The organism is Amycolatopsis sp. NPDC004772, from assembly GCF_053601215.1.
The window spans coordinates 1-20,937 of the sequence record NZ_JBSGBK010000010.1 but is presented as its reverse complement, the minus strand read 5'-3'; the positions used below and the strand labels follow the sequence as shown (position 1 = coordinate 20,937).

General features: G+C 72.7%; 23 protein-coding genes. 14 read left to right on the top strand and 9 right to left on the bottom strand.

Annotation, left to right across the window (positions count from 1 at the left end; genetic code table 11):
* The first annotated feature begins 15 nt into the window (after positions 1-15).
* Together ACWEF6_RS08930 and ACWEF6_RS08925 are read left to right on the top strand one after the other, a co-directional pair.
* Positions 16-1,500 carry a CoA-acylating methylmalonate-semialdehyde dehydrogenase gene (locus ACWEF6_RS08930; RefSeq protein ID WP_449682371.1) on the top strand — a complete coding sequence of 495 codons (1,485 nt, stop codon included), beginning with the start codon at positions 16-18 and terminating at the stop codon, positions 1,498-1,500.
* A 496-nt stretch (positions 1,501-1,996) separates the two neighbouring features.
* Entirely contained in the window at positions 1,997-2,356 is a 360-nt protein-coding gene (locus ACWEF6_RS08925) for a hypothetical protein (protein ID WP_449682370.1), read from the top strand.
* Here ACWEF6_RS08925 and ACWEF6_RS08920 read toward each other — a convergent pair.
* On the bottom strand, positions 2,353-2,928 hold the full coding sequence (locus ACWEF6_RS08920; RefSeq protein WP_449682369.1) for a TetR/AcrR family transcriptional regulator: 576 nt from the start codon (positions 2,926-2,928) through the stop codon (positions 2,353-2,355). The genes ACWEF6_RS08925 and ACWEF6_RS08920 overlap by 4 nt on opposite strands.
* A gap of 193 nt (positions 2,929-3,121) precedes the next feature.
* On the opposite strand from ACWEF6_RS08920, the gene ACWEF6_RS08915 reads away from it, so the two are divergent.
* The 5 genes from ACWEF6_RS08915 to ACWEF6_RS08895 all read left to right on the top strand — a co-directional run bounded on the left by ACWEF6_RS08915 (position 3,122) and on the right by ACWEF6_RS08895 (position 9,775).
* Positions 3,122-3,574 carry a (2Fe-2S)-binding protein gene (locus ACWEF6_RS08915; RefSeq protein WP_310977333.1) on the top strand — a complete coding sequence of 151 codons (453 nt, stop codon included), beginning with the start codon at positions 3,122-3,124 and terminating at the stop codon, positions 3,572-3,574.
* A complete protein-coding gene (locus tag ACWEF6_RS08910; protein ID WP_449682368.1) occupies positions 3,561-4,523 on the top strand; it encodes an FAD binding domain-containing protein in 963 nt (320 codons plus the stop codon). Before ACWEF6_RS08915 ends, ACWEF6_RS08910 begins: the two co-directional genes overlap by 14 nt.
* Positions 4,520-6,694: a xanthine dehydrogenase family protein molybdopterin-binding subunit gene (locus tag ACWEF6_RS08905; RefSeq protein ID WP_449682367.1), complete on the top strand. Its 2,175-nt coding sequence runs from the start codon at positions 4,520-4,522 to the stop codon at positions 6,692-6,694. The genes ACWEF6_RS08910 and ACWEF6_RS08905 overlap by 4 nt, the downstream gene beginning before the upstream one ends.
* A gap of 199 nt (positions 6,695-6,893) precedes the next feature.
* A complete protein-coding gene (locus ACWEF6_RS08900) occupies positions 6,894-8,324 on the top strand; it encodes a carboxylesterase/lipase family protein (protein ID WP_449682366.1) in 1,431 nt (476 codons plus the stop codon).
* Between the two features lie 173 nt (positions 8,325-8,497).
* Complete coding sequence (locus ACWEF6_RS08895) at positions 8,498-9,775, top strand: sensor histidine kinase (protein WP_449682365.1); 1,278 nt, start codon at positions 8,498-8,500, stop codon at positions 9,773-9,775.
* A gap of 9 nt (positions 9,776-9,784) precedes the next feature.
* Here the strand turns inward: ACWEF6_RS08895 and ACWEF6_RS08890 are convergent, their stop codons facing one another.
* Entirely contained in the window at positions 9,785-10,132 is a 348-nt protein-coding gene (locus tag ACWEF6_RS08890) for a hypothetical protein (protein ID WP_449682364.1), read from the bottom strand.
* Between the two features lie 147 nt (positions 10,133-10,279).
* Here ACWEF6_RS08890 and ACWEF6_RS08885 point away from each other — a divergent pair, with 147 nt between their 5' ends.
* Positions 10,280-10,705 (top strand): hypothetical protein, encoded by a 426-nt coding sequence (locus tag ACWEF6_RS08885; RefSeq protein ID WP_449682363.1) that lies wholly within the window; start codon positions 10,280-10,282, stop codon positions 10,703-10,705.
* Here ACWEF6_RS08885 and ACWEF6_RS08880 read toward each other — a convergent pair.
* The 4 genes from ACWEF6_RS08880 to pspAB form a co-directional block, all read right to left on the bottom strand.
* Positions 10,702-11,391, bottom strand: a complete 690-nt coding sequence (locus tag ACWEF6_RS08880) for a GNAT family N-acetyltransferase (protein WP_449682362.1) — start codon at positions 11,389-11,391, stop codon at positions 10,702-10,704. The two genes, ACWEF6_RS08885 and ACWEF6_RS08880, sit on opposite strands and share 4 nt — an antisense overlap.
* A 74-nt stretch (positions 11,392-11,465) precedes the next feature.
* Positions 11,466-12,089, bottom strand: coding sequence for a hypothetical protein (locus ACWEF6_RS08875; protein WP_449682361.1), 624 nt, complete (start codon positions 12,087-12,089; stop codon positions 11,466-11,468).
* 81 nt (positions 12,090-12,170) lie between these two features.
* Positions 12,171-12,578, bottom strand: coding sequence for a VOC family protein (locus tag ACWEF6_RS08870; protein WP_449682360.1), 408 nt, complete (start codon positions 12,576-12,578; stop codon positions 12,171-12,173).
* 96 nt (positions 12,579-12,674) lie between these two features.
* Positions 12,675-13,229, bottom strand: a complete 555-nt coding sequence (pspAB, locus tag ACWEF6_RS08865; RefSeq protein ID WP_449682359.1) for a PspA-associated protein PspAB — start codon at positions 13,227-13,229, stop codon at positions 12,675-12,677.
* Between the two features lie 360 nt (positions 13,230-13,589).
* On the opposite strand from pspAB, the gene ACWEF6_RS08860 reads away from it, so the two are divergent.
* From ACWEF6_RS08860 to ACWEF6_RS08845, 4 genes are read left to right on the top strand one after another with little or no spacing between them, the layout of a single operon-like run.
* Positions 13,590-14,030 (top strand): MarR family winged helix-turn-helix transcriptional regulator, encoded by a 441-nt coding sequence (locus tag ACWEF6_RS08860; RefSeq protein WP_449682358.1) that lies wholly within the window; start codon positions 13,590-13,592, stop codon positions 14,028-14,030.
* Positions 14,027-14,833: an ABC transporter ATP-binding protein gene (locus tag ACWEF6_RS08855; RefSeq protein WP_449682357.1), complete on the top strand. Its 807-nt coding sequence runs from the start codon at positions 14,027-14,029 to the stop codon at positions 14,831-14,833. Before ACWEF6_RS08860 ends, ACWEF6_RS08855 begins: the two co-directional genes overlap by 4 nt.
* Positions 14,793-15,614, top strand: coding sequence for an ABC transporter permease (locus ACWEF6_RS08850; protein ID WP_310977346.1), 822 nt, complete (start codon positions 14,793-14,795; stop codon positions 15,612-15,614). The genes ACWEF6_RS08855 and ACWEF6_RS08850 overlap by 41 nt, the downstream gene beginning before the upstream one ends.
* A gap of 36 nt (positions 15,615-15,650) precedes the next feature.
* Positions 15,651-17,765 (top strand): transglycosylase domain-containing protein, encoded by a 2,115-nt coding sequence (locus ACWEF6_RS08845; protein ID WP_449682356.1) that lies wholly within the window; start codon positions 15,651-15,653, stop codon positions 17,763-17,765.
* Between the two features lies 1 nt (position 17,766).
* Here the strand turns inward: ACWEF6_RS08845 and ACWEF6_RS08840 are convergent, their stop codons facing one another.
* Positions 17,767-18,192: a nitroreductase/quinone reductase family protein gene (locus ACWEF6_RS08840; RefSeq protein ID WP_449682355.1), complete on the bottom strand. Its 426-nt coding sequence runs from the start codon at positions 18,190-18,192 to the stop codon at positions 17,767-17,769.
* Positions 18,193-18,349: 157 nt separating this feature from the next.
* Between ACWEF6_RS08840 and ACWEF6_RS08835 the strand changes: the two genes are divergently transcribed.
* Positions 18,350-18,751 carry a zinc-ribbon domain-containing protein gene (locus ACWEF6_RS08835; RefSeq protein WP_449682354.1) on the top strand — a complete coding sequence of 134 codons (402 nt, stop codon included), beginning with the start codon at positions 18,350-18,352 and terminating at the stop codon, positions 18,749-18,751.
* 245 nt (positions 18,752-18,996) lie between these two features.
* Here ACWEF6_RS08835 and ACWEF6_RS08830 read toward each other — a convergent pair whose 3' ends face one another.
* Together ACWEF6_RS08830 and ACWEF6_RS08825 are read right to left on the bottom strand one after the other, a co-directional pair.
* Positions 18,997-19,287, bottom strand: coding sequence for a hypothetical protein (locus ACWEF6_RS08830; protein ID WP_449682353.1), 291 nt, complete (start codon positions 19,285-19,287; stop codon positions 18,997-18,999).
* Between the two features lie 169 nt (positions 19,288-19,456).
* A complete protein-coding gene (locus tag ACWEF6_RS08825) occupies positions 19,457-19,891 on the bottom strand; it encodes a single-stranded DNA-binding protein (RefSeq protein ID WP_449682352.1) in 435 nt (144 codons plus the stop codon).
* 112 nt (positions 19,892-20,003) lie between these two features.
* Between ACWEF6_RS08825 and ACWEF6_RS08820 the strand changes: the two genes are divergently transcribed.
* Positions 20,004-20,615: a PhoU domain-containing protein gene (locus tag ACWEF6_RS08820; protein WP_449682351.1), complete on the top strand. Its 612-nt coding sequence runs from the start codon at positions 20,004-20,006 to the stop codon at positions 20,613-20,615.
* The last annotated feature ends 322 nt before the right edge of the window (positions 20,616-20,937 follow it).

Sequence of the window (20,937 nt, the reverse complement as noted above, 5' to 3'; positions counted from 1 at the left end):
AACCGAAGGAATCCCGTGAACACCATCGAGCACTGGATCAACGGCACGGCCACCCCGGCGAGCTCCACCCGCACGGCGCCGGTCTACGACCCGGCCACCGGGCGGCAGCAGGCGTCGGTCCTCCTCGCCGAAGCGTCCGATGTGGACACCGCGGTCACGGCCGCGGCCAAGGCTTTCGAGTCGTGGGGCAATGCGTCGCTGTCCCAGCGCACCAAGGTGATGTTCGCCTTCCGCGAGCTGCTCGTGCAGCACGAAGACGAGCTGGCCCGGATCATCTCCGCCGAGCACGGCAAGGTGATCGAGGACGCCCGCGGCGAGATCGTCCGCGGCCGCGAGGTCGTCGAGTACGCCTGCGGCATCGCCGACGCCCTCAAGGGCAGCTTCTCCGACCAGGTGTCCCGTGACGTCGACGTGCACGACTTCCGCCAGCCGCTGGGCGTGGTCGCCGGGATCACGCCGTTCAACTTCCCGATCATGGTGCCGCTGTGGATGCACCCGATCGCCATCGCCACCGGCAACACGTTCGTCCTCAAGCCGAGCGAGCGCGACCCGTCGGCCTCGAACTTCGTCGCGCGGCTGTATGCGGAAGCCGGTCTGCCCGACGGCGTCTTCAACGTGGTGCACGGCGACAAGACGGCGGTCGACGCGATCCTCGACCACCCGGACATCGCGGCGGTGTCGTTCGTCGGCTCCACCCCGATCGCCCAGTACGTCCATGAACGCGGAACGGCGGCAGGCAAACGCGTCCAGGCACTCGGCGGTGCGAAGAACCACGCGGTCGTCCTGCCCGACGCGGACCTCGAATTCGCCGCCGACCACCTCACGGCGGCTGCCTTCGGCTCGGCGGGCCAGCGCTGCATGGCGATCTCCATCGGCGTCGCCGTCGGCCCGGCCGGCGACGAGCTGGTGGAGATCCTCGAGCGCAAGGCCCGCGAAGTGAAGGTCGGCCCGGGCACCGACCCGGCCAGCGACATGGGCCCGGTCGTCACGGAGGCGGCCCGCGAGCGCGTGGAGCACTCGATCGCCCGCGGCGCCGAGCAAGGCGCGAAGGTCGTGGTCGACGGCCGCGGCCTGAAGGTCGAAGGCCACGAGGAAGGCTTCTTCGTCGGCCCGTCCCTGCTGGACGACGTTACCCCGGAAATGGACGCGTACCAGCAGGAGATCTTCGGCCCGGTGCTGGCCATCGTCCGCACCCGAACGCTCGACGAGGCCATCGCGGTGATCAACGCCAACCCGTACGGCAACGGCACGGCCATCTTCACCGCCGGCGGCGAAGCGGCCCGCAAGTTCCAGCGCGAGGTCAAGGTCGGCATGATCGGCGTCAACGTGCCCATCCCGGTCCCGATGTCGTACTACTCCTTCGGCGGCTGGAAGGACTCCCTCATCGGCGACAGCCCCATCCACGGCCCAGCAGGAGTCCGCTTCTACACCCGCGCCAAGGTGGTGACCACCCGCTGGCCCCACTCACAGGCGGCATTCACCTTCCCCACCTCCCACTGAAGGGTGCGGGGCGGAGCGCCCGGACGCTCCGCCTCGCACCCACTCGGCAGTCCCCGGCCAAGCGGCGGCGACCCCGCCGACCAACGCAAGGTCCCGCCCCGGACCGGCGTTAGCCCTCGCCGCCCGCCCGCCGCACCACCACGGCCCCGCCGGCCGCCATTCTCCGCCGCCCCGCCCGCCGCACCACCGCGGCCACGCACCCCCACCGGCCGCCATCCTTCGCCGCCCCGCCCGCCGCACCACCGCGGCCACGCACCCCCACCGGCCGCCATCCTTCGCCGCCCCGCCCGCCGCACCACCGCGACAGCGCATCCCCACCGGCCGCCACTCGTCCTCACCGCACCACCGCGGCAGCGCACCCCCACCGGCCGGCGTTTCCCCTCGCTGCCCCGCCGCGGCAGCGCACGCCCCAGCGAACCACCGGCCGCCCCCACAACCGGAACACCTTTCTCCGTTTTCCGGTACCGTGGCAGCAGCCCACCCGAAGGAGGCCGCCGTGGGGTACCGAGGTCCGCTGCCGAAGAACGCAGTCGAGCGCGTCAACACCTGCGTTGGCGCGCTCCGGACATCACCTCGCTGGGGGTCGCTCGTCCGGCGGCACCTCACGCAGGTCACCTACACCGGCCGGCGGTCGGGGCGGACCTTCAGCACGCCCGTCGGCTATCGGCGGGCGGGCGATGTCGTCACCATCGGCGTGCGGTTGCCCGATGCCAAGTCGTGGTGGCGCAACTTCACCGGCGACGGTGCTCCGCTCACCCTCGACCTCGACGACACCACGCGCACCGGGCACGCGGTCGCCCGCCGCGACCCGAGAGGCCGGGTCACCGTCACCGTCCGGCTCGACAACGAGGCCTAGCCGCGTTGTGCGGCCAGCCCGTGCCACAACAGGTCGGCGAGGTCGGCCGCGTCGCGGCGCCAGTCGCCGTTCGGGTCGAGCCACAGGAGGCCGCCCATGCCTCTCATGACCAGCTCCGGGGTCAGGCCCGGGCGGACCGTCCCGGCCGCCACGTTGGCTTCGAGCATCGCCGCGACCGCGCCGAGCATGTCCTCGTACGCGTCGCCCGGCAGCTCGCCGCGGGCCGCCGTTGCCGTGCGCAGCGCGTCGGCCAGGCCCTTCTTCGTCATCATGTAGTGGGCCACGTGGTCGGTCACCCACACGCGGAGCGCCTCCTCCGGGGCGTGCTTCTCCAGCAGCACCGGCACCACCTCCACGATGTGCCGGACCTCCCGCCGGTAGACCGCCAGGATCAGCGCCTCCGGAGTCGGGAAGTGCCGGTAGACCGTGCCGACGCCGACCTCGGCCTGCTTGGCGATCGCGTTGAACGAGACCTCGCCCGTGTCGGCCAGCGACGCCGCCGCTGCGATGAGGATGCGCTCGTGGTTGCGCCGCGTGTCCGCTCGGCGCGGGCTGACCGATCCGGTCGTCATCGTTCCTCCCGGTGGTCGTGCCGTCCCGCTGAATCTAGCCGAATCCTGGAGCTGCTCCAGCCTGCCCGGCTCGTTGCCAAGCGGATTGTAATCCGCTAGCCTCGCGACCGAGTGAAGCGGATGACTATCCGCTCCCGCCTTCACCGCCCCACCACACCGTCGGGCAGCCGCCCGGCTCCGCGGAAAGAGACCAGTGGACATCTCACTCGAAGTCAACGGCACCACCGAACACCTGGACGTCGATCCCGGCGTCACGCTCCTGGACGCGCTGCGCGAGCGCCTCGCCGTCACCGGCCCGAAGAAGGGCTGCGACCGCGGGCAGTGCGGCGCCTGCACCGTGCACGTCGGTGGCCGGCCCGTGCTGTCGTGCCTGACCCTCGCCGCCACCGTCAAGCAGCCGGTGACGACCGTCGAAGGACTGTCCACGGAGGACAGACTGCACCCGGTGCAGCAGGCGTTCGTCGACCAGGACGCCCTGCAGTGCGGGTTCTGCACCTCCGGGCAGATCATGTCGGCGGTCGCCGCCGTCGAGCAGGACGTCGAGGACGTGCGGGAGTTCATGTCCGGCAACCTCTGCCGGTGCGCGGCCTACCCGAACATCGTCAAGGCCGTCGAGCAGGCGAGGCGGGCCGATGCGTCCCTTTGAGCTGACCGCACCCACCACCGTCGAGGCGGCGGTCACCACGCCCGGCACCTACCTCGCCGGCGGGACGACCCTGGTCGACCTCATGAAGCTGGACGTCCTGACGCCGCAGCACGTCCTGGACATCAACGAAGTGCCGCTGCGCGGCATCGACACTGACGACGGGCTGCGCTTCGGCGCGCTCGAGCGGATGAGCGCCATCGCCGCGCACCCCGGCGTGTACCCGGCGATCTCGCGCGCCCTGTTGCTGAGCGCGTCCCAGCAGCTGCGGAACATGGCCAGCATCGGCGGGAACCTGCTGCAGCGCACGCGCTGCTCGTACTTCCGCGATGTCGCCATGCCGTGCAACAAGCGCGTTCCCGGCAGCGGCTGCCCCGCGCTCACCGGCGCGAACCGGATGCACGCGATCCTCGGCACGAGCGACTCGTGCGCGGCCACGCACGCCAGCGACGTCGCCGTCGCCCTGGTCGCGCTCGACGCCCGCCTGCGGCTGGCCGGCGAATCCGGTACCCGCGAGGTCGCGCTCGGCGACTTCTACCAACTGCCCGGCGACACCCCGGCCGTGGAGAACGACCTCCGCCCCGGCGAACTGATCACCGAGGTGATCGTGCCGCGGCTGGACTGGGCCGCGAACTCCACCTACGTCAAGGTGCGCGACCGGCAGTCCTACGAGTTCGCGCTGTGTTCCGCCGCCGTCGCGCTGGACGTCCGGGACGGGATCGTCGCCGACGCCCGCGTCGCGGCCGGCGGGGTGGGGACGGTGCCGTGGCGGCTGCCGTCCGTCGAAGCGGCCCTGCGGGGCGGCCCGGCGACCGAAGCCGCCTTCGAAGCGGCCGCGGCGGTGGCCGCCGACGGCGCGCGGCCGTTGTCCGAGAACGCGTTCAAAGTGCCGCTGTTGCAGCGGACCATCGTCCGGGCCCTGCTCGAACTGACCGACGGGAGCTCCCGATGATCACCCGGCTGGACGCGCCGCTGAAGGTCACCGGCGGCGCCAAGTACGGCGCCGACCACACCTTCCCCGGCATGGTCTACGGCTACGTCCTGCTCAGCACGATCGCCCACGGCGAGCTCGAGGCCATGGACGTCACCGCGGCGAAGAGCGCGCCCGGCGTGCTCGAGGTGTACACGCCGTTCGATCCGCTGGCGCTGAACACGCCGAGCCTGCCGATCTTCGGTGACACCTGGGTTCCGCTGCAGGACAAGGAAGTCACCTACTACGGCCAGCCCGTCGGCTTCGTGGTCGCGGAGACGTTCGAACAGGCCAGGGACGCCGCGGCGCTCGTCGCGGTCACCTACCGCGAGCGGCCCGCCCGGACCTCGCTCGCCGAGCACCTCGACACGGCCGAACCCGCGCCGCCGGCCATGGACGGCGCTCCCCCGGAGATCGAGGTGCTCGAAGACGGCGTCGAGTCCTTCGAAGCCGCCCTGGCCGCGAGCCCGGTGGTCGTCGAGGCGACCTACTCGACCGCGACGCAGAACCACGCCGCGATGGAACCGCACTCCGCGGTCGCGGTGTGGGACGACGGCGAGCTGACCGTCTACAGCGGGAACCAGGCGTCCCACATGCAGGCGGCCGAGCTGGCCATCGCGCTCGGCCTGGCGCCGGAGGCCGTCCACGCGGTCAACCCGTTCGTCGGCGGCGCGTTCGGCGGCAAGGGACGCACCTCCACGCCGGCCTTCCTGGCCGCGGCGGCGGCCCGCGCCCTCGGCCGGCCGGTGAAGGCCGCGCTCACCCGCGAACAGGTCTTCACCGCCACCGCCGGCCGGGCCGCGACGGTCCAGAAGCTCACGATCGGCGCCGAACCGGACGGCACGCTGGTCGCCCTGCGGCACGACTCGTGGTGCCACACCGACACCGCGCGGTCGTTCGTCGAACCGACGTCGCACGGCACCTCGCGCGAGTGGTACGCGACGCGGAACCTCTCGATCAGCCAGAAGATCGTGCCGTTGAACGTCCCGCCGACGACGTTCATGCGGGCCCCCGGCGAGGCGCCCGGCTCGTTCGCGCTGGAGAGCGCGATCGACGAGCTCGCCGTGAAGCTGGGCATGGACCCGATCGAGCTGCGCGTCCGCAACAACTCCACCGCCCCGCCCGGCCACGACCTGCAGTGGTCGAGCAAGCACCTCGACGAGTGCTTCCGCGTCGGCGCGGACCGCTTCGGCTGGGCACACCGCCCGGCGGGCTCCCGCACCGACGGCGACTGGCTCGTCGGCATGGGCGTCGCCACCGCGGTGTTCCCGGCCCTGCGCTTCCCGGCCACCGTCGGCATCACGCTGCGGGCGGACGACACCGCCGTCGTCGCGACGAGCGGTGCGGACCCCGGCACCGGCCTGCTCACCGTGCTCTCGCTGGTGGGCGCCGAATCGCTGGACATCCCGGCGGACCGGATCACCCCGCGCCTCGGCGACTCGGCCCTCCCGCCGGGCGGCATGTCGGGCGGCTCGACGGCGACGGCGAGCGCGGGCACGGCGATCATGCTCGCCGCCACCAAGGCGATCGACGAGCTGACCGCGCTCGCGTCCGATCCCGGTGCGCCGTTCGCCGGCCGCCAGGTCACCTACGCCGACGGCCGCGTCTTCGCCGACGGCGACTCGATGACCTTCGGCGACCTGCTGCGGGCGGTGGGCCGCGAAACGCTCGAGGTGACCGGGACGTCGGCGCCGGGCGAGGAGCTGACCAAGCACTCGTTCGCCTCGTGGGGCGCCCAGTTCTGCGAGGTCCGGGTGCACAAGTGGACGCGCGAGGCGCGGGTGTCCCGGATGCTCGGGGTGTTCGACGCCGGCCGGATCATCAACGACAAGGCGGCCCGCAGCCAGATCATGGGCGGCATGATCTGGGGTGTCTCGGCCGCGCTGCACGAGGGCCTGGAGATCGAGGCGAACGGCCGGCTCGCCAACGGCGACTTCGCGAGCTACCTGCTGCCGGTCAACGCCGACATCCCGGAGGTCGGCGTCCACTTCGTCGAGTACCCCGACACCCTCCACAACGCGGTGGGCGCGCGCGGCCTCGGCGAAATCGGCACCGTCGGCATGGCGGCGGCGGTCGCCAACGCCGTGTACAACGCCACCGGCATCCGCGTCCGGCACATCCCGATCACCATCGAGGACCTCCTCGAAGGCTGACCGAGCGGGCAGGGCGTTCCCGGACGCCCTGCCCGCACCGCACCAGGAATTCACGGCGTCGCCCGGCATCCGGTCACTCCGGGCCCGGCGCCGTTATCCATCCGCGACAACCCCGGAGACGGAACGCCCATGACGGCGGCCCGTCCGCGGTCCTAGGCTGACGGGCGCTTCCCCCGACAGTCCACGAAGGGACCCCCGCATGACCGACCCCGTCGTCCCCACCACGTCCGGCGCGGTCCGCGGTCAGGTCACCCCCGCCGGCGTGGTGCTCTTCCGCGGCATTCCCTACGCCGCCGCGCCCGAAGGCGAGCTGCGCTTCGCCGAGCCCGTCCCCGCCCCACCGTGGGAGGGCGTCCGCGAGACGCGGAGACCGGGGCCGACGGCGCCGCAGCGCCGTCACGACGTGCCCGGCCTCGACCTGACCCCGCTCACCGGCACCGGCTGGCGGCCGGGACCGGAGTACCTGACGGTCGACGTCTGGACCCCGCAGCCGGGCGCCGCTTCCCTGCCGGTGCTGGTGTTCGTGCACGGCGGGGCGTTCCTCGGCGGTGCCGCCTCCGCCGCGGTCCACGACGGCACGGCGTTCGCCCGCGCCGGCGCGGTGCTGGTGACGGTCCAGTACCGGCTCGGCATCGACGGTTTCCTCCCCCTGGACGGCGGCGCGACCAACCTCGGCCTCCGCGACCAGCTCGCCGCCCTGCACTGGGTGCAGGAGAACATCGCGGCCTTCGGCGGCGACCCGGCCAACGTCACCCTCTTCGGCGCGGCCTCGGGCGCGGTCAGCGTCGCCTGCCTGCTCGGCTCGCCCCTCTCGACCGGCCTGTTCCGGCGCGCGATCGTCCAAAGCGGACACCCGGACATGGTCCGCGACGGCGTCCAGGCCCGGCGGCTGGCCAAGGTCGTCGCCGACGAGCTGAAGGCGGAACCGACGGCGGAAGCGTTCCGCAAGGTGTCGACCGAGCAGCTGCTCGACGCCCAGGACGCGGTCCTCCGCCCGGGCGGAGCCCCCGACCTCCGCGACGCGCTGGGCTACGACCGCGGCTACGGCTTGAGCCCCTTCCTCCCGGTGACCGGCGACGACGTCCTGCCGCACCACCCGGCCAAGACGATCAAGGCGGGCGCGGGCCGCGACGTCGACCTGATCGCGGGCAGCTGCAGCGAAGAGATGCGGCTCTACCTGGTCCCGACGGGCGCGCTGGAAGCGGTCACCGACGACCAGGCGGTGGCCTCCCTGGCAGTCTCGCACCCGGACCCGGCGGGCGTGCTGTACGCCTACGGCCTCGGTTCGGACCGCACGGCGGGCGAGGTCCTGGTCGAGGCCCTGACGGACCTGGTCTTCCGCGACGGCGTGCGCGACCTGGCCGAGAACCACACCGGCCGCACCTTCCGGTACGAGTTCGAGTGGGGCTCGCCCCTGCTCGAAGGCCGGCTGGGGGCGTGCCACGGGCTGGAGCTGCCGTTCGTGTTCGGGGCGTTGGACACGCTTTCGGGACCGCGCGGCCTGCTGGGCGAGAACCCACCGGTCGAGCTGGCGGCCGAGCTGAACGGCGCGTGGCTCCGCTTCGCGACGACGGGCTCGCCGGGCTGGGCGGAGTACACGGGCGAGGACACGATGTTCCACGCGTACTGACCGCGGCACGGCTGCGGTGCGCCCACCACTCCTCTCCGTGGGCGACCGGTAGATCACGAAGCGGTCGAGGGCTTTGCTCCAGCGGGCTGGCTCCGGGCCGGAACGGTTGACGGCTCCCCTGCCCCGCTGCCAGGCTCAGGCCGCCCGGACGGCCGGATGAATGGGGACCACCGATGCCCGAGGCGGGCTCCGCCGCACCGCCGCGCGCCTTCGTCCGCACGCTTCTGCGCAGCGGCACACCCGCGGAACCCGCCGACCCCGTGGGCGACAGCGGCGACCTGACCGCCGTCGGGGACGCGACGCTCGCCCGTGCCTCGCGCTACTGGGTGGCCGTTCCGCTGGCCTACCGGGCCGCCGCCTTCGTCAAGGTGTTCATCGGGTTCACCGCCTCGAACGGCGTGCTGGGGCTCGGGCCGGTGCTCGGGGCCACCGCCTTCGCCGTCGCCGCCAACACCGCGGCCGTCATCTGGGTGCTGCGCGCGGGTGGCCTGCGGGCCCGGCTCACCGGGCGCGCCCTCGGTCTGGACCTTTCCCTCGGTGTGCTCCTCAACCTCGTCGTCGCGATGACGGCGCCGGCCGAGATCCAGCCGTTCGCCGTCGACGTCTCGTGGACCTGGCTGGTCGGCTCGGTCGCCATGTGGGCCGGCACGTCCGGGCTGCCCGCCGCGCTGTGGCTGTTCGCCGCGGCCGTTCCGTTCCGGGCGCTGCTGACCCTGGCGGGCGGGCTGCCGCTGAGCAACCAGCTCGCCCTGAACCGGTCGATCGGCTGCATGGTGGCGCTGGCGGTGGCGATCGTGCTCGCCGTGGCGATCCTCATCCTGCTCGGCGTCGGCACGCGGTTCGCGGTGGACATCGGATTGCGGCGCGGGCGCGAGGCCGAGCGCCGCCGGACGCGGCGCATCATGCACGACAGCGTGCTGCAGACCCTCGAAGCCCTCGCCATTTCGGCCCCGGGCGACGACGCCCAGGCCGTCACGCGGCTTTCGGAGCTGCGGTCGGTCGCCAAGGCGGAGGCGGCCGAGCTGCGCCGCCGGATCACCGAGCCCGTGCCGACCGGGCCGACGCGGAGCTTCGCCGTCCAGCTCGCCGACGTCGCCACCGATCTGGCGCGCGACGGCCTGCGCACGCAGCTCGTCGCCGCGGACTTCGCCGATGACCACAAGGTCTCGCAGGACCGGCGCACCGCGTTGTGCGAAGCCGTCCGGGAAGCGTTGCGCAACACGGTGAAGCACTCGGGGACGAAGCAGGTCGTGTTGCGCGTGGAGGAACGCGACGGCGGGATCGCGGTGGTGGCCCGCGATCAGGGCCAGGGCTTCGACGTCCGCGACCGGCCCCCGGGCTTCGGTATCAGCCAGTCCATCATGGCCCGGCTGGCCGAGGTCGGCGGGCACGGCACGGTGGACTCACAGCCGGGCCGCGGCACCCGCGTCACCATGTGGGTGCCGGGCTGAGCCACGCTCTCAAGCAGCGTGGCGGGCGGCGCGCTCGGCGGCGAGGCTCGCGCGGCAGGCCGCGGTCAGCCGGGTGGTGGCGGCGCTGCCGCCGGCACCGCAGCGCGGGCAGGACATCGTCACGGCCAGGGCCAGCTCGTCCACCGCGACGGCCAGCTCGGTCCGGCAGCCGCGGCACCAGCGGTGCCGGGTGACCGGGCTGACGTGCGCCGGCGAGGCGACGCACTGGTGGATCCACCGGCCGTGCACGTGGCAGGTCAGCCGGCCGTCGGGCGCCAGCAGACCCATGTCCTCGGCGTCGTCCTCGGTGGCGAGCAGGACCGGCAGGCTCCGGACTCGGTTCGAGGTTCTGGTCATGGCGGTCATCGTGCTCCCCTTCCCGTCACCGGAGCGTCGATCCGGGCGGCCCCGGATCGACATCGCGCCGCGAGATGGCCGGATCCCGGCGATTCCTGGCGATCCCGCCACTCCTCCGGAGCCGCGAAGATCGCTAACTTCGGGCGCGTGTCGAAAATCCTGCTTTCGATCCACGTCCTGGCGGCGATCCTCGCCGTGGGCCCGGTCGCGGTCGCGGCCAGCATGTTCCCCGCCGCGGTCCGCCGCGACGACGTCAAGGCGGCGACCCTGCTGCACCGGATCTGCCGCGTGTACGCCTACGCGGCCATCGCGGTGCCGGTGTTCGGCTTCGGCGTCGCGGGCACGATGCACGTCATGGGCGACCCGTGGCTGCTCGTGTCGATCGGCCTGACGGCGGTCGCGGCCGCCGTGCTCGCGCTGCTGATCCTGCCGCGCCAGAAGCGGCTGCTGGCCTCGGAGTCCACATCGGACACGCTCGGCCGGCTGGCCATGCTGACCGGCGTGTTCAACCTGCTGTGGGCGGTGGTGACGGTGCTGATGATCGTCCGGCCCGGGTCGTCGACCGGTGCCTAGACCGCGACCGCGAGCGGCACGCGCACCGCCACGAAGTCCGGCCGGCGCCGCAGCGCGAACCCCAGCGAGAGGTAGAGGCGGATCGCCGAGGTGTTGCTCGCGGCCGCGTGCATCATCGGGATCTCGCCGCGCTCGCGGATGCCCGCGGCCACCGCGAGCACCAGGCGCGTCGCGAGGCCTTGCCCGCGGTGGGCCGGGTCCGTGCAGACCGCGCTGATCTCCGAGTAGCCCGGCGGGTGCAGGCGCTCGCCGGCCATCGCGACGAGCGCGCCGCCGCGCCGGATGCCGAGGTAGGTGCCGAGCTCGACGGTCCGCTTCCGGAACGGCCCCGGCCGCGTCCGCTCGACGAGGTCCAGCATCTCCGGCACGTCCGCGGGGCCGAGCCGGACGGCTTCCGGCTCGGGCGCGGCCGCGACCCCCTCGTCGACCAGCTGCACGCCGCGGACCTCGTCGAGCACCTCCCAGCCGGATGGCGGCCGGGCGACGGTCGCGGCCAGCACGACGACCGCACCCGGCCCGGCCAGCTCGGCGACGTCCAGCCAGTCCTGCTCACCCGGGTCGTCGGGCAGGGCCAGGAAGGGCGCGATGTCCTCGGGGTAGCGCAGCACGCGCCCCTGCCGTTCCGCGAAGTGGGCGTGCGGTCCGGCCAACGACGCCCAGGTCGGGTTGTCCAGCGGAGAAGCCATGGCCCCAGCATGCTGATCGGGGCCCGGTGACGGCCGCCACTCCCACATCCTGGGTAGGGGCGCACGATCGGCGCTCAGCCGACGGTGGTCAGCTCCTCGTCCGAGAGCACGCCGGACCCCGCCGACACCACCAGCCTGCCGCCGCCGACCCGGTAGCGGTAGTCGCCGTTGACCGCCACGAAGCCGTCGCCCTCGGCCTGGGCCGGCAGCATGATGTGGGTGTCGTCGGAGGCGGGCTGCCCGCGGGCCTGGCCGTCGTAGAAGATCCGGCCGTCGGGGGTCCGGCAGATCGTCACCAAGGACTTCGCGGTCTGCGCCACGAGCAGCGCGGTCCCCGTGCCGCCGGGCAGGTAGCGCGCGGCGTCCTGCGGGCACGGTTTGTCCGTCGCCGTGCTCGTGGACGGCGTGACGGGCGGGGTCACGCCGTTCGCGGTCGTGACCACGGTCTTGGTGGTCGGCAGCGCGGGTGTCGTGTACTCCGGGAACGGCCCCGTCGCGGACGGCGGAGGCCGCGAGCGCCCGGTGTAGAGCAGGACCCCGCCCACCGCGACGCCGGCGACCACCATCAGGGTCAGCAGCACCCACAGCGCCCGGGCACGGGCCCGGCCCGGCGCCAGGCCCGCGCACCGGGCGCAGCGCCGCGCCGCGGGGTCGTTGACCGCGCCGCACTGCGCACACGTCCAGGGAAAACCCGCCATCGGGCCTCCTTCGGCCCGGCGCCACGCCACGCCGGCTCCCCCATCGTCACCGACGGGGGCACCGGCTGCAACGGCTCGTGGCTAGCCGTGCACGACGTTGACCATCCAGGGGATGCCGAACTTGTCGACGCAGGCGCCGAATTCGTCGCCCCACATCTGCTTTTCGAACGGAACCGTGACGGTACCGCCCTCGCTCAGCCTGTCCCAGTAGCCGCGCAGGTCGCCGGCGTCGTCCCCGCTGAGGCTGACCGAGATGTTGGTGCCCGGGTTGTGCTCCATCCCGGCCGGGGTGTCCGCCGCCATCAGCGTGAAGCCGTTCTCGGCCTCCAGCTGGGCGTGCATGACCTTGTCCGCGTCCGCTCCTTCGGGTGAACCGAATTCCCCGAACGTGTTCAGGGTGAGCGTGCCGCCGAAGACACCCTTGTAGAACTCCATGGCCTGCCGCGCGTCGTCGCGGAAGCGCAGGTACGGGTTCAGACGAGAAGCCACGGCCATCTCCTTCGATCGGACGAGAGCAGCATCCTCGCAGAACACCGCGGCTGCGCCAATCGGCGGATTTTCAGGGGCGCGGTTCTTCGGGGCGGCTCAGAGCACGAACCGCCGCTGCGCGACCGGTTCGAGCGGCAGCGCGCCGTGCAAGGCCGCCCGGGCGCGCAGTTCCAGGGCCCGGTCCAGCCGGCGGGCCCCGGGTGCCGCGGTGTGGAACGTGCCGCGGTCGAACAGGTAGACCAGGGCCAGCTTCCCCTCGCGGCGCCCGGCCGGCTCGCCGAACTCGACGGTCGCGAACCGCAGGGACCCGCCGTACCCCGCCCTGGCCAGCCGGTCCGCGACGTCCACCAGGTCGCCGGTCAGCACGCGCAGGTCACGGTTGCGCCGCCAGCACCGGACCGTGGACCGGCCCTGGAGGTCCTGCGTCACCAGCGGGTGCACCGGCAGCCGCGCCGACGTCGCGGCGATCAGCTCCGCCTCGGTGCGCGCCAGCGCGTCCCCCGCCACCTTGAAGTCGACCGTGCCGCCGCCGGTGGGTGCGAGGCCGAGGGCGGCGCGCACCCGCGGGGCGGCCGCGGCGAGGGTGTAGAGGGACTGCAGGTGCGGGCGGGAGGTCCAGCACCGGACGAGCTTGCTGTCCAGCAGGGTCACGACGAACGTTCCTATCCTCATCTCGGAGGCCGCCGGACCGGGCGCACTGGCAGTGTCCACTGTGGACGTCAGGCGCGGGGACGCGGGGCCGGAAAGGACAGCATGCGCCCGCGCCGGGAGTTCCGGCCCCGAACCGGCCGGGCACGCGGCGAACGGCAGCACTTCGCCGCCGAACGGTCACGCCCGGTCAGGTTCCACCGATCAGCGGTATCCCTTTCAGCCGCGAGCAATCGTGATCACGGCCTGACCGAGGCCGGCTCGCCATCGGCTGACAACGCGTCGGAGGCACTTTCCTCCTTTCCTCACCAACCGGACATTTAGCGTTGCTAATAGATCTGAGGCAGAGCTACCTTCGAAAGCATGACCGAACTCGCCGACCGGCTGCTGGGGGCCGTCCAGGGCATCCGGCGGGTGGTGCGCCGGCGGGTGCGGGCCGACGTGCCGGGTAGCCCACTGCCCGGCGCCCAGGCCGAGCTTCTGCGCGTGGTGGCCGACCGCCCCGGCATCGGCGTCGCCGCGGCCGCTCGCGAGCTGCACCTGGCCAACAACTCGGTCAGCACGCTGGTGAACCAGCTCGCCGATGCGGGCCTGCTGCGCCGCGAGGCCGACCCCGCCGACCGGCGCGCGGCGCGGCTGGAGATCACCGCCGCGGCCGCCGAGCGGATGGCCGCCTGGCGCCGCGCCCGCACCGGGCTCGTCGCCGATGCCCTCGCGAAACTGTCCGAAGAGGACATCACCGCGATCGGGCAGGCGTTGCCGGCACTGGAAAAACTCACGGGCATCCTGAAGGAGCAGCCATGACCGAACCCGCGGCGGTGCGCTGCACCGGCCTGAGCCACTCGTTCGGCACGACCCGCGCGGTGGACGGTGTCGACCTCGAAATCCACCCGGGCGAGGTGTTCGGCCTGCTCGGCCCGAACGGCGCCGGCAAGACGACCACCCTCCGGATGATCACCACGCTGCTGCCGGCCGGCCCGGACCGCATCACCGTCTTCGGCGTCGACGTGGCGCGCCGCCGGATGGCCGTGCGCCGGCTGATCGGGTACGTCCCGCAGCAGCTGTCCGCCGACAGCGCGCTGACCGGCCGCGAGAACGTCGCCCTGTTCGCGCGGCTCTTCGACGTGCCGCGCCGGGAGCGGGCCGACCAGGTGCGGCTGGCCTTGGAGCTGGTCGGGCTGGCCGCCGACGCCGACCGCACGGCCAAGACGTACTCCGGGGGCATGATCCGCCGGCTCGAGCTCGCCCAGGCCCTGGTCAGCTCGCCGAGGCTGCTCATCCTCGACGAGCCGACGATCGGGCTCGACCCGGTCGCCCGCTCGTCGGTGTGGGACCGGATCGCCTCGATCCGCGAGGCGACCGGCATGACCGTGCTCGTCACCACGCACTACATGGACGAGGCCGAGCAGTACTGCGACCGCGTCGCCCTGATGCACGCCGGCCGCATCCGCGCGCTGGGCACCCCCGCCGAACTGGAGGCCGGCCTCGGCCCGGAGTCCACTTTGGACGACGTGTTCCGCGCGGTGACCGGGGACCGGATCGACCACGAAGAAGGAGGGATCCGCGGTGTCCGTGCCACTCGCCGTACCGCCCGCCGTCTCGGCTGACGAGGGCCCGCTGCGCCGGCTGCGCGTGCTCGGCGCCCGCGTCGGCGCGATGTGCCTGGTGGAGCTGCAGAAGCTGCGCCGCGATCAGACCGAGCTGCTCACCCGGGCGATCCAGCCCGCGCTGTGGCTGCTGATCTTCGGCGAGACGTTCACCCGGCTGCGCGCGATCCCGACCGGCTCGACGCCGTACCTCGACTTCCTGGCGCCGGGCATCCTGGCCCAGTCGGCGCTGTTCATCGCGATCTTCTACGGCATCCAGATCATCTGGGAGCGGGACGCGGGCGTGCTCGCCAAGCTCCTGGTGACCCCGACCCCGCGTGCGGCGCTCGTCGCGGGGAAGGCCTTCGCGGCCGGGGTCCGTGCGCTCGTGCAGGCGCTGATGGTGCTGATCTTGGCCGCGGTGCTCGGTGTCGGGCTGACCGCGAACCCGCTGAAGCTCCTCGCGATGGCCGTCGTCCTCGTGCTCGGTTCGGCGTTCTTCTGCTGCCTGTCCATCGTGATCGCCGGGATCGTGCTGTCGCGGGAACGGCTGATGGGCATCGGGCAGGCGATCACCATGCCGCTGTTCTTCGGCTCGAACGCGCTGTACCCGGTGGACCTGATGCCGTCGTGGCTGCAGGTGCTCAGCCACGTCAACCCGCTGAGCTACCAGGTCGACGCGCTGCGCGGGCTGCTCATCGGGACGCCCGCCCACCTGGGGACCGATTTCGCCGTGCTGGCGGTGGCGACGGCGGTGGCCGTTTCGGTCGCGTCGGCCCTGCTGGGCAGGTTGGCCCGGTGAGGCACATGTCTCACCGAACGGAACCTTTATCGCCCGATGCCTAATCTCGAATTCGTGAAACGTCGCGGGGGTGTGGTCCCTTTTGTCGGTTTGTGTCTGCTCGCCGGAATTCTGGTGGCCGGAACGGTGGCGCCCGCCGCCATCGGCGCGGGCCTGTTGTCGAATCAGGTCAGCGATTCGGTGGACGCCATTTCCGCCCAGCTCGCCGCCGCCGATCCGCCGCTGGTGACCACGGTCACCGACCGCGACGGCACCCCGATCGCGACGCTGTACGCCCAGTACCGCCTGCCCGTCACCGCGGCCGGGATCGCGACCACGATGAAGGCCGCGATCATCGCGGTCGAGGACCGCCGGTTCTACACCGAAGGCGGCGTCGACATGCAGGGGATGCTCCGCGCGGCGGTCAACGACAGCACAGGCGGGGCGCTGCAGGGTGCCTCGACGATCACGCAGCAGGAGGTCAAGAACTACCTGATCAACGTCGTCGACCGGAACGACCCGGCCGCCCAGCAGGCCGACCGCGAGGACTCGCTCGCCCGCAAGCTGCGTGAGGCGAAAATGGCCGTGCAGCTCAACGCGACCATGAGCAAGGACGACATTCTGGCGAATTACCTCAATGTGGTCGAATTCAGCGGAACCGTGTACGGGGTCGGCGCGGCGGCCAAGGCGTATTTCGGGACGACCCCGGACAAACTGACCGTTCCGCAGGCGGCGCTGCTCGCCGGAATGGTGAACAACCCCAGCATCTACAACCCGTACACGCACCCGGACAAGGCGCTGCAGCGCCGCAACCTGGTGATCGACGACATGGTCACCAACGGCTCCATTCCGGCCTCGTACGCGACGACGGCGAAGGCGGCCCCGCTCGGGCTGCTGCCGAACGGCCCGGTCACCCCGTCCGGCACCTGCCTGGGCGCGGCCCCGGACGCAGGCTTCTTCTGCGCCTACGCGGAGAGCTACCTGGTGCACGCCGGGTTCACCGCCGACCGGCTGGCCACCGGCGGGTACACGATCAAGACCACCCTCGACCCGCGCGTCTCGCAGGTGACCAAGGACGCCGTCGACGCGAACGTGCCGACCACCCAGGACGGCGTGGCCAACACCTTCGCCGTCGTCCAGCCCGGCCAGGACGGGCACCAGGTGCTCGCCATGGTCGCCAACCGCAACTACGGCACCGATCCGGCGCAGGGCGAGACGTCGACCGACATCGTCGCCGACGCGAGCAACGAGTTCGGCGCGGGCTCGTCGTTCAAGATCTTCACCTCGGCGGCGGCGCTCGTCTCCGGCAAGGCGGGCCTCGACACCCCGCTGCCCAACCCGGACAGCCAGTGCTTCCCGGTGCCGGACGCGCACGCCTCGTGCTACACCGTCCACAACGACGGTCACTACGCGGACCCGATCAGCCTGGCCGACGGGCTGGCGACGTCGCCGAACGTCGCGTTCGTCGGGCTGGAGAGCCAGGTCGGGATGCCCGCCGTGCTGGACATGGCCTACAAGCTCGGCCTGCGGAACACCCTCGCGACCAACGACGCCGGCCGCACGCCGGACCCGAAGTCGGGCAACCCGCAGTTCAGCGAGCCGCAGTCGCAGTACTTCCAGAACCTGCTGTCGTTCACCCTCGGCAACAGCCCGGTCAGCCCGCTGGAGATGGCGAACGTGTCGGCGACGCTGATGAGCGGCGGCGTCTGGTGCCCGCCGAACCCGATCCTGTCGGTGACCGACCGGAACGGCAACGCCGTGCCGGTCACGCAGCAGGCGTGCGAACGAGTCGTCCCCCAGGGCGTGGCGGACACCCTGGAAGCGGGGCTGAGCAAGGACACCACGAGCGGCACGTCCGCCGAAGCGGCCCACGCGGCCGGCTGGACCCGGCCCGACATCGGCAAGACGGGTACGACGCAGTTGAGCGAATCGGTCGCCTTCGTCGGAGGTGTCGACGACTACGCGGTGTCGTCGATGGTGTTCGCCGACGGGCCGCACCCGCGGGAGATCTGCCCGGGCACCCCGGTGCACCTCGGCAACTGCGGCCACGGCGCGTTCGGCGGCACGGTCGCCGCGCCGCCGTACTTCCACGCCATGAGCCGGCTGCTGGCCGGGGTGCCGGACAAGCCGATCCCCGCCGCCGACCCGGCCTACCTGACGGCGCGGTCGTGACCTACCGCGGTTCGAGGAAGACGAGCGGGATCTCGCGCTCGGTCTTCGTCTGGTACTGCGCGTAGTTCTTGAAGTCGGCGGTGATCTTGGGCCACAGCCGCGCCCGCTCTCCGGCGTCGGCGACCCGGGCCCGCATCGGCCGCTTCGGGCCGCCCTTCAGCGAGACCTCGACTTCGGGGTGGTCACGGAGGTTGAGGAACCACGCGGGGTGCGTGTCGTCGCCGCCCCGCGACGCCACGACGACCCACGTGTCGCCGTCCTGGTGGGGCGAGGTCAGCAGCACCGACCGCGGCTGCCCGCTCTTGCGGCCGACGGTGGTGAGTTCCAGGACCGGCATGGCGACCTGCCAGCCCACCCGCCCACCGGTGAGCTTGATCAGGCCGCGGTGGACGGCGTTCATGGTCTTCAGGGCGAAGTCGCTCGGCATGATCCCAATCTAGTTGTCCTCGGCCACGGCGTTGGGTACGGGCCGAATGTCCGGTTCGCCCGATGCCGGTGCCTGTGGGATCGGCGAAACCGCCCCGGCGGGCGGCCACGGTGTGCGAGGCTGCGCGGCGAAGGAAGAACCGAAAGAGAGAAGAACGATGCTGATCTGGGGCTGGCGTACCCGCATCTACGTGCTGGCGATGACGACGTTCCTGTGCGGCCGGTGCGGCAATCCGGCTTCGCACGCGGTGCGCAAGGCGGTCACGAAGTTCACGCTGTTCTTCATCCCGCTGTTCCCGATCAGCGTCAAGTACACGGCGCAGTGCACGTTCTGCGGGATCGAGAACCGCATCCCGAAGGAGGACGCGGTCCGGCTGCAGGCCCAGGAAGAGCAGGGCCAGGCCCAGCAGCAGGCCGCGTCGGGCTACCCGCCGCACCCCTCGCAGGGCGTTGCGCCGCAGGGGTTTCCGCCGCACCCTTCCCAGCCGCAGGGCTTTCCGCAGCAGGGGCAGCTCCCGCAGGGGCAGCAGCCGGGGCAGTTCCCGCAGCAGGGCCGGTAGGCGCGGGTCGTTCTGCTGGGCCCTGTTTCCGCGGCAAAGGCCGGTAGGCGCGGGCCGCCGCCGGACCTGGTTCCCGCGGCAAGGGCCAGTAGGCGCAGGCCACCGCCGGGACAGGTCACGCAGCAGGGCCGGTAGGTGCGGGCCGTTGGCGGCGGGCCGGGCCGTCGCCCGGTTTGCGCGGGCCTCGCCTGACGTAGGGATTAAGCCTTCTCTGTTGAGTTGTCAAACATCCGCCGGTCGCCGGGTCAGGCGGCCGATTGCTGGTCGGGGGCGATGAGGGCCTGGCCTGCGGGGGTCAGGACCGCCGGCACCAGCTCGCCCGGGCGGCCGGGGCGGGCCGCGCGGATGAGGCCCTGGTGGGCCAGTGCGTGGGCCGCGAACTGGTCGCCGCACGAGAGGCCGTCGATGAACAGGTCCGGCTCGCTGCTCCACGACACCCGGGCGCGGCCGGCGCCGACCGCTCGGAGCATCGCCCGCATCCGGTGGTTGACCTCCGGGTGCGCGGCCGGTGAGCCGGTGTTCTCGTTCCCGTCCATGTCGGTCCCTCCCGCTCGTGGTTCGGCCTCTGCTGCTGCGTCGAATCGGCACGCGGGATTTCGACATCGGGTCCGGCCGGAGCGTCCCCTCATCGTCACCGCAGGCGATCCAGCACGGGTCGAAGCCCCGTCGACGAGCGTTCGGAGGCCGGTCGCGAACGGATGGGAGTCAGAAGGGCGGCTTCCCCGCCCCCACCGGTTCCGGGGTCCAGGAACTGCTCCCTTCGCCGCCCGTGGCGCGGACGGCCTTCGTCACCTTGGCCGTGGCGTACCGCAGGGACGGCCCGATTTCCTCGACCTCCAGCTCCACGACGGTGCGCTTCTCGCCCTCCTTCGTGTCGTACGACCGCTGTCTCAGCCGGCCGTGGGCGATCACGCGGGCACCACGCACGAGCGACTCGGCGACGTTTTCCGCGTGCTCCCGCCACAGGCTGCAGCGCAGGAACAGCGCGTCACCGTCGCGCCAGGAACCGGATTCGCGGTCGAACACGCGTGGGGTGCTCGCGACCGTGAAGTTCGCGACCGCCGAGCCGCCCGGGGTGAAGCGCAGATCGGGGTCGCTCGTGAGGTTGCCGACCACGGTGACCATCGTTTCGCCTGCCATCGGTCTCTCCTTGTCCTCCGGGTGCGGGGTGCACCGCTCTTGCCGATGAGGAGAGCACGGGGGTCCGACAATTCCGGATGCCGACACCCGGGCGGGGTGGTTTCCTGCCGCCATGCCGACGGCGTTTGAGAAGGAGCTCGTGACGCTCGCCCACCGGCTGGCGGACCTGGGCGACCTCGTCGCGATCGCGCTCGAGGAGGCCACGCGCTCGGTCCTGGAAAGTGACCACACGCTGGGCGGACGTGCGCGGGAACAGGCCGCCGCGGTGGCCGCGCTCGGGGCCGCGTGCGAGGACCAGGCGTGCGCGCTGCTGGCCCTGCACGCGCCGCCGGAGGCGGGGGTGAAGGCGGTGGTCGCGGCCGCGCACACCGCCGCGGATCTCACTCGGATGGGTGGACTTGCGCGGGAGGTTGCCGAGGCGCGGGGGCCGGTGCCGTCGGACCTCCGGCCCGCGGTGGGACGGCTGGGTGGGCATGCGGTGGCCGCGGCGCGGGCGCTGCGTGAGGTGCTGGTCGGCGGGGACGAGGCGCCGCTCGGTGACGCGGTTGCGCTGGTGGGAACGGCCGAGCGGGAGGTGCGGGCGTGGGTGGACGGCCGTACGTGGCCGCTCGGGGCCGGAGTGGCGGTCGATCTGGGGTTGCTGGCCGCGGTCTACGGGCGGTTCGCCGCGACGGCGGTCCGGGTGGGACGCCGGGCCGCGGGGTTCGCGCCGGTGGGGGCTTAGCGGCTCCGGCGCCCCGGCTCCGGCGCCCCGGCCGCAGGCATCCCGCCGCAGGCCTCGCGGCTCCGGCGCCCCGGCCGCAGCCGCCCGGCCACAGGCACCGCGGCCACAGCCGCCCCGGCTGCAGGAGCCCCGGCCACAGCCACCCCGGCCACAGCCACCCCGGCCACAGCCACCCCGGCCACAGCCACCCCGGCCACAGCCACCCCGGCCACAGCCACCCCGGCCACAGCCACCCCGGCCACAGCCACCCCGGCCACAGCCACCCCGGCCACAGCCACCCCCGCCCCCCCCACCCCCGCCACCGCCCCCCCCGCCCGCGGCA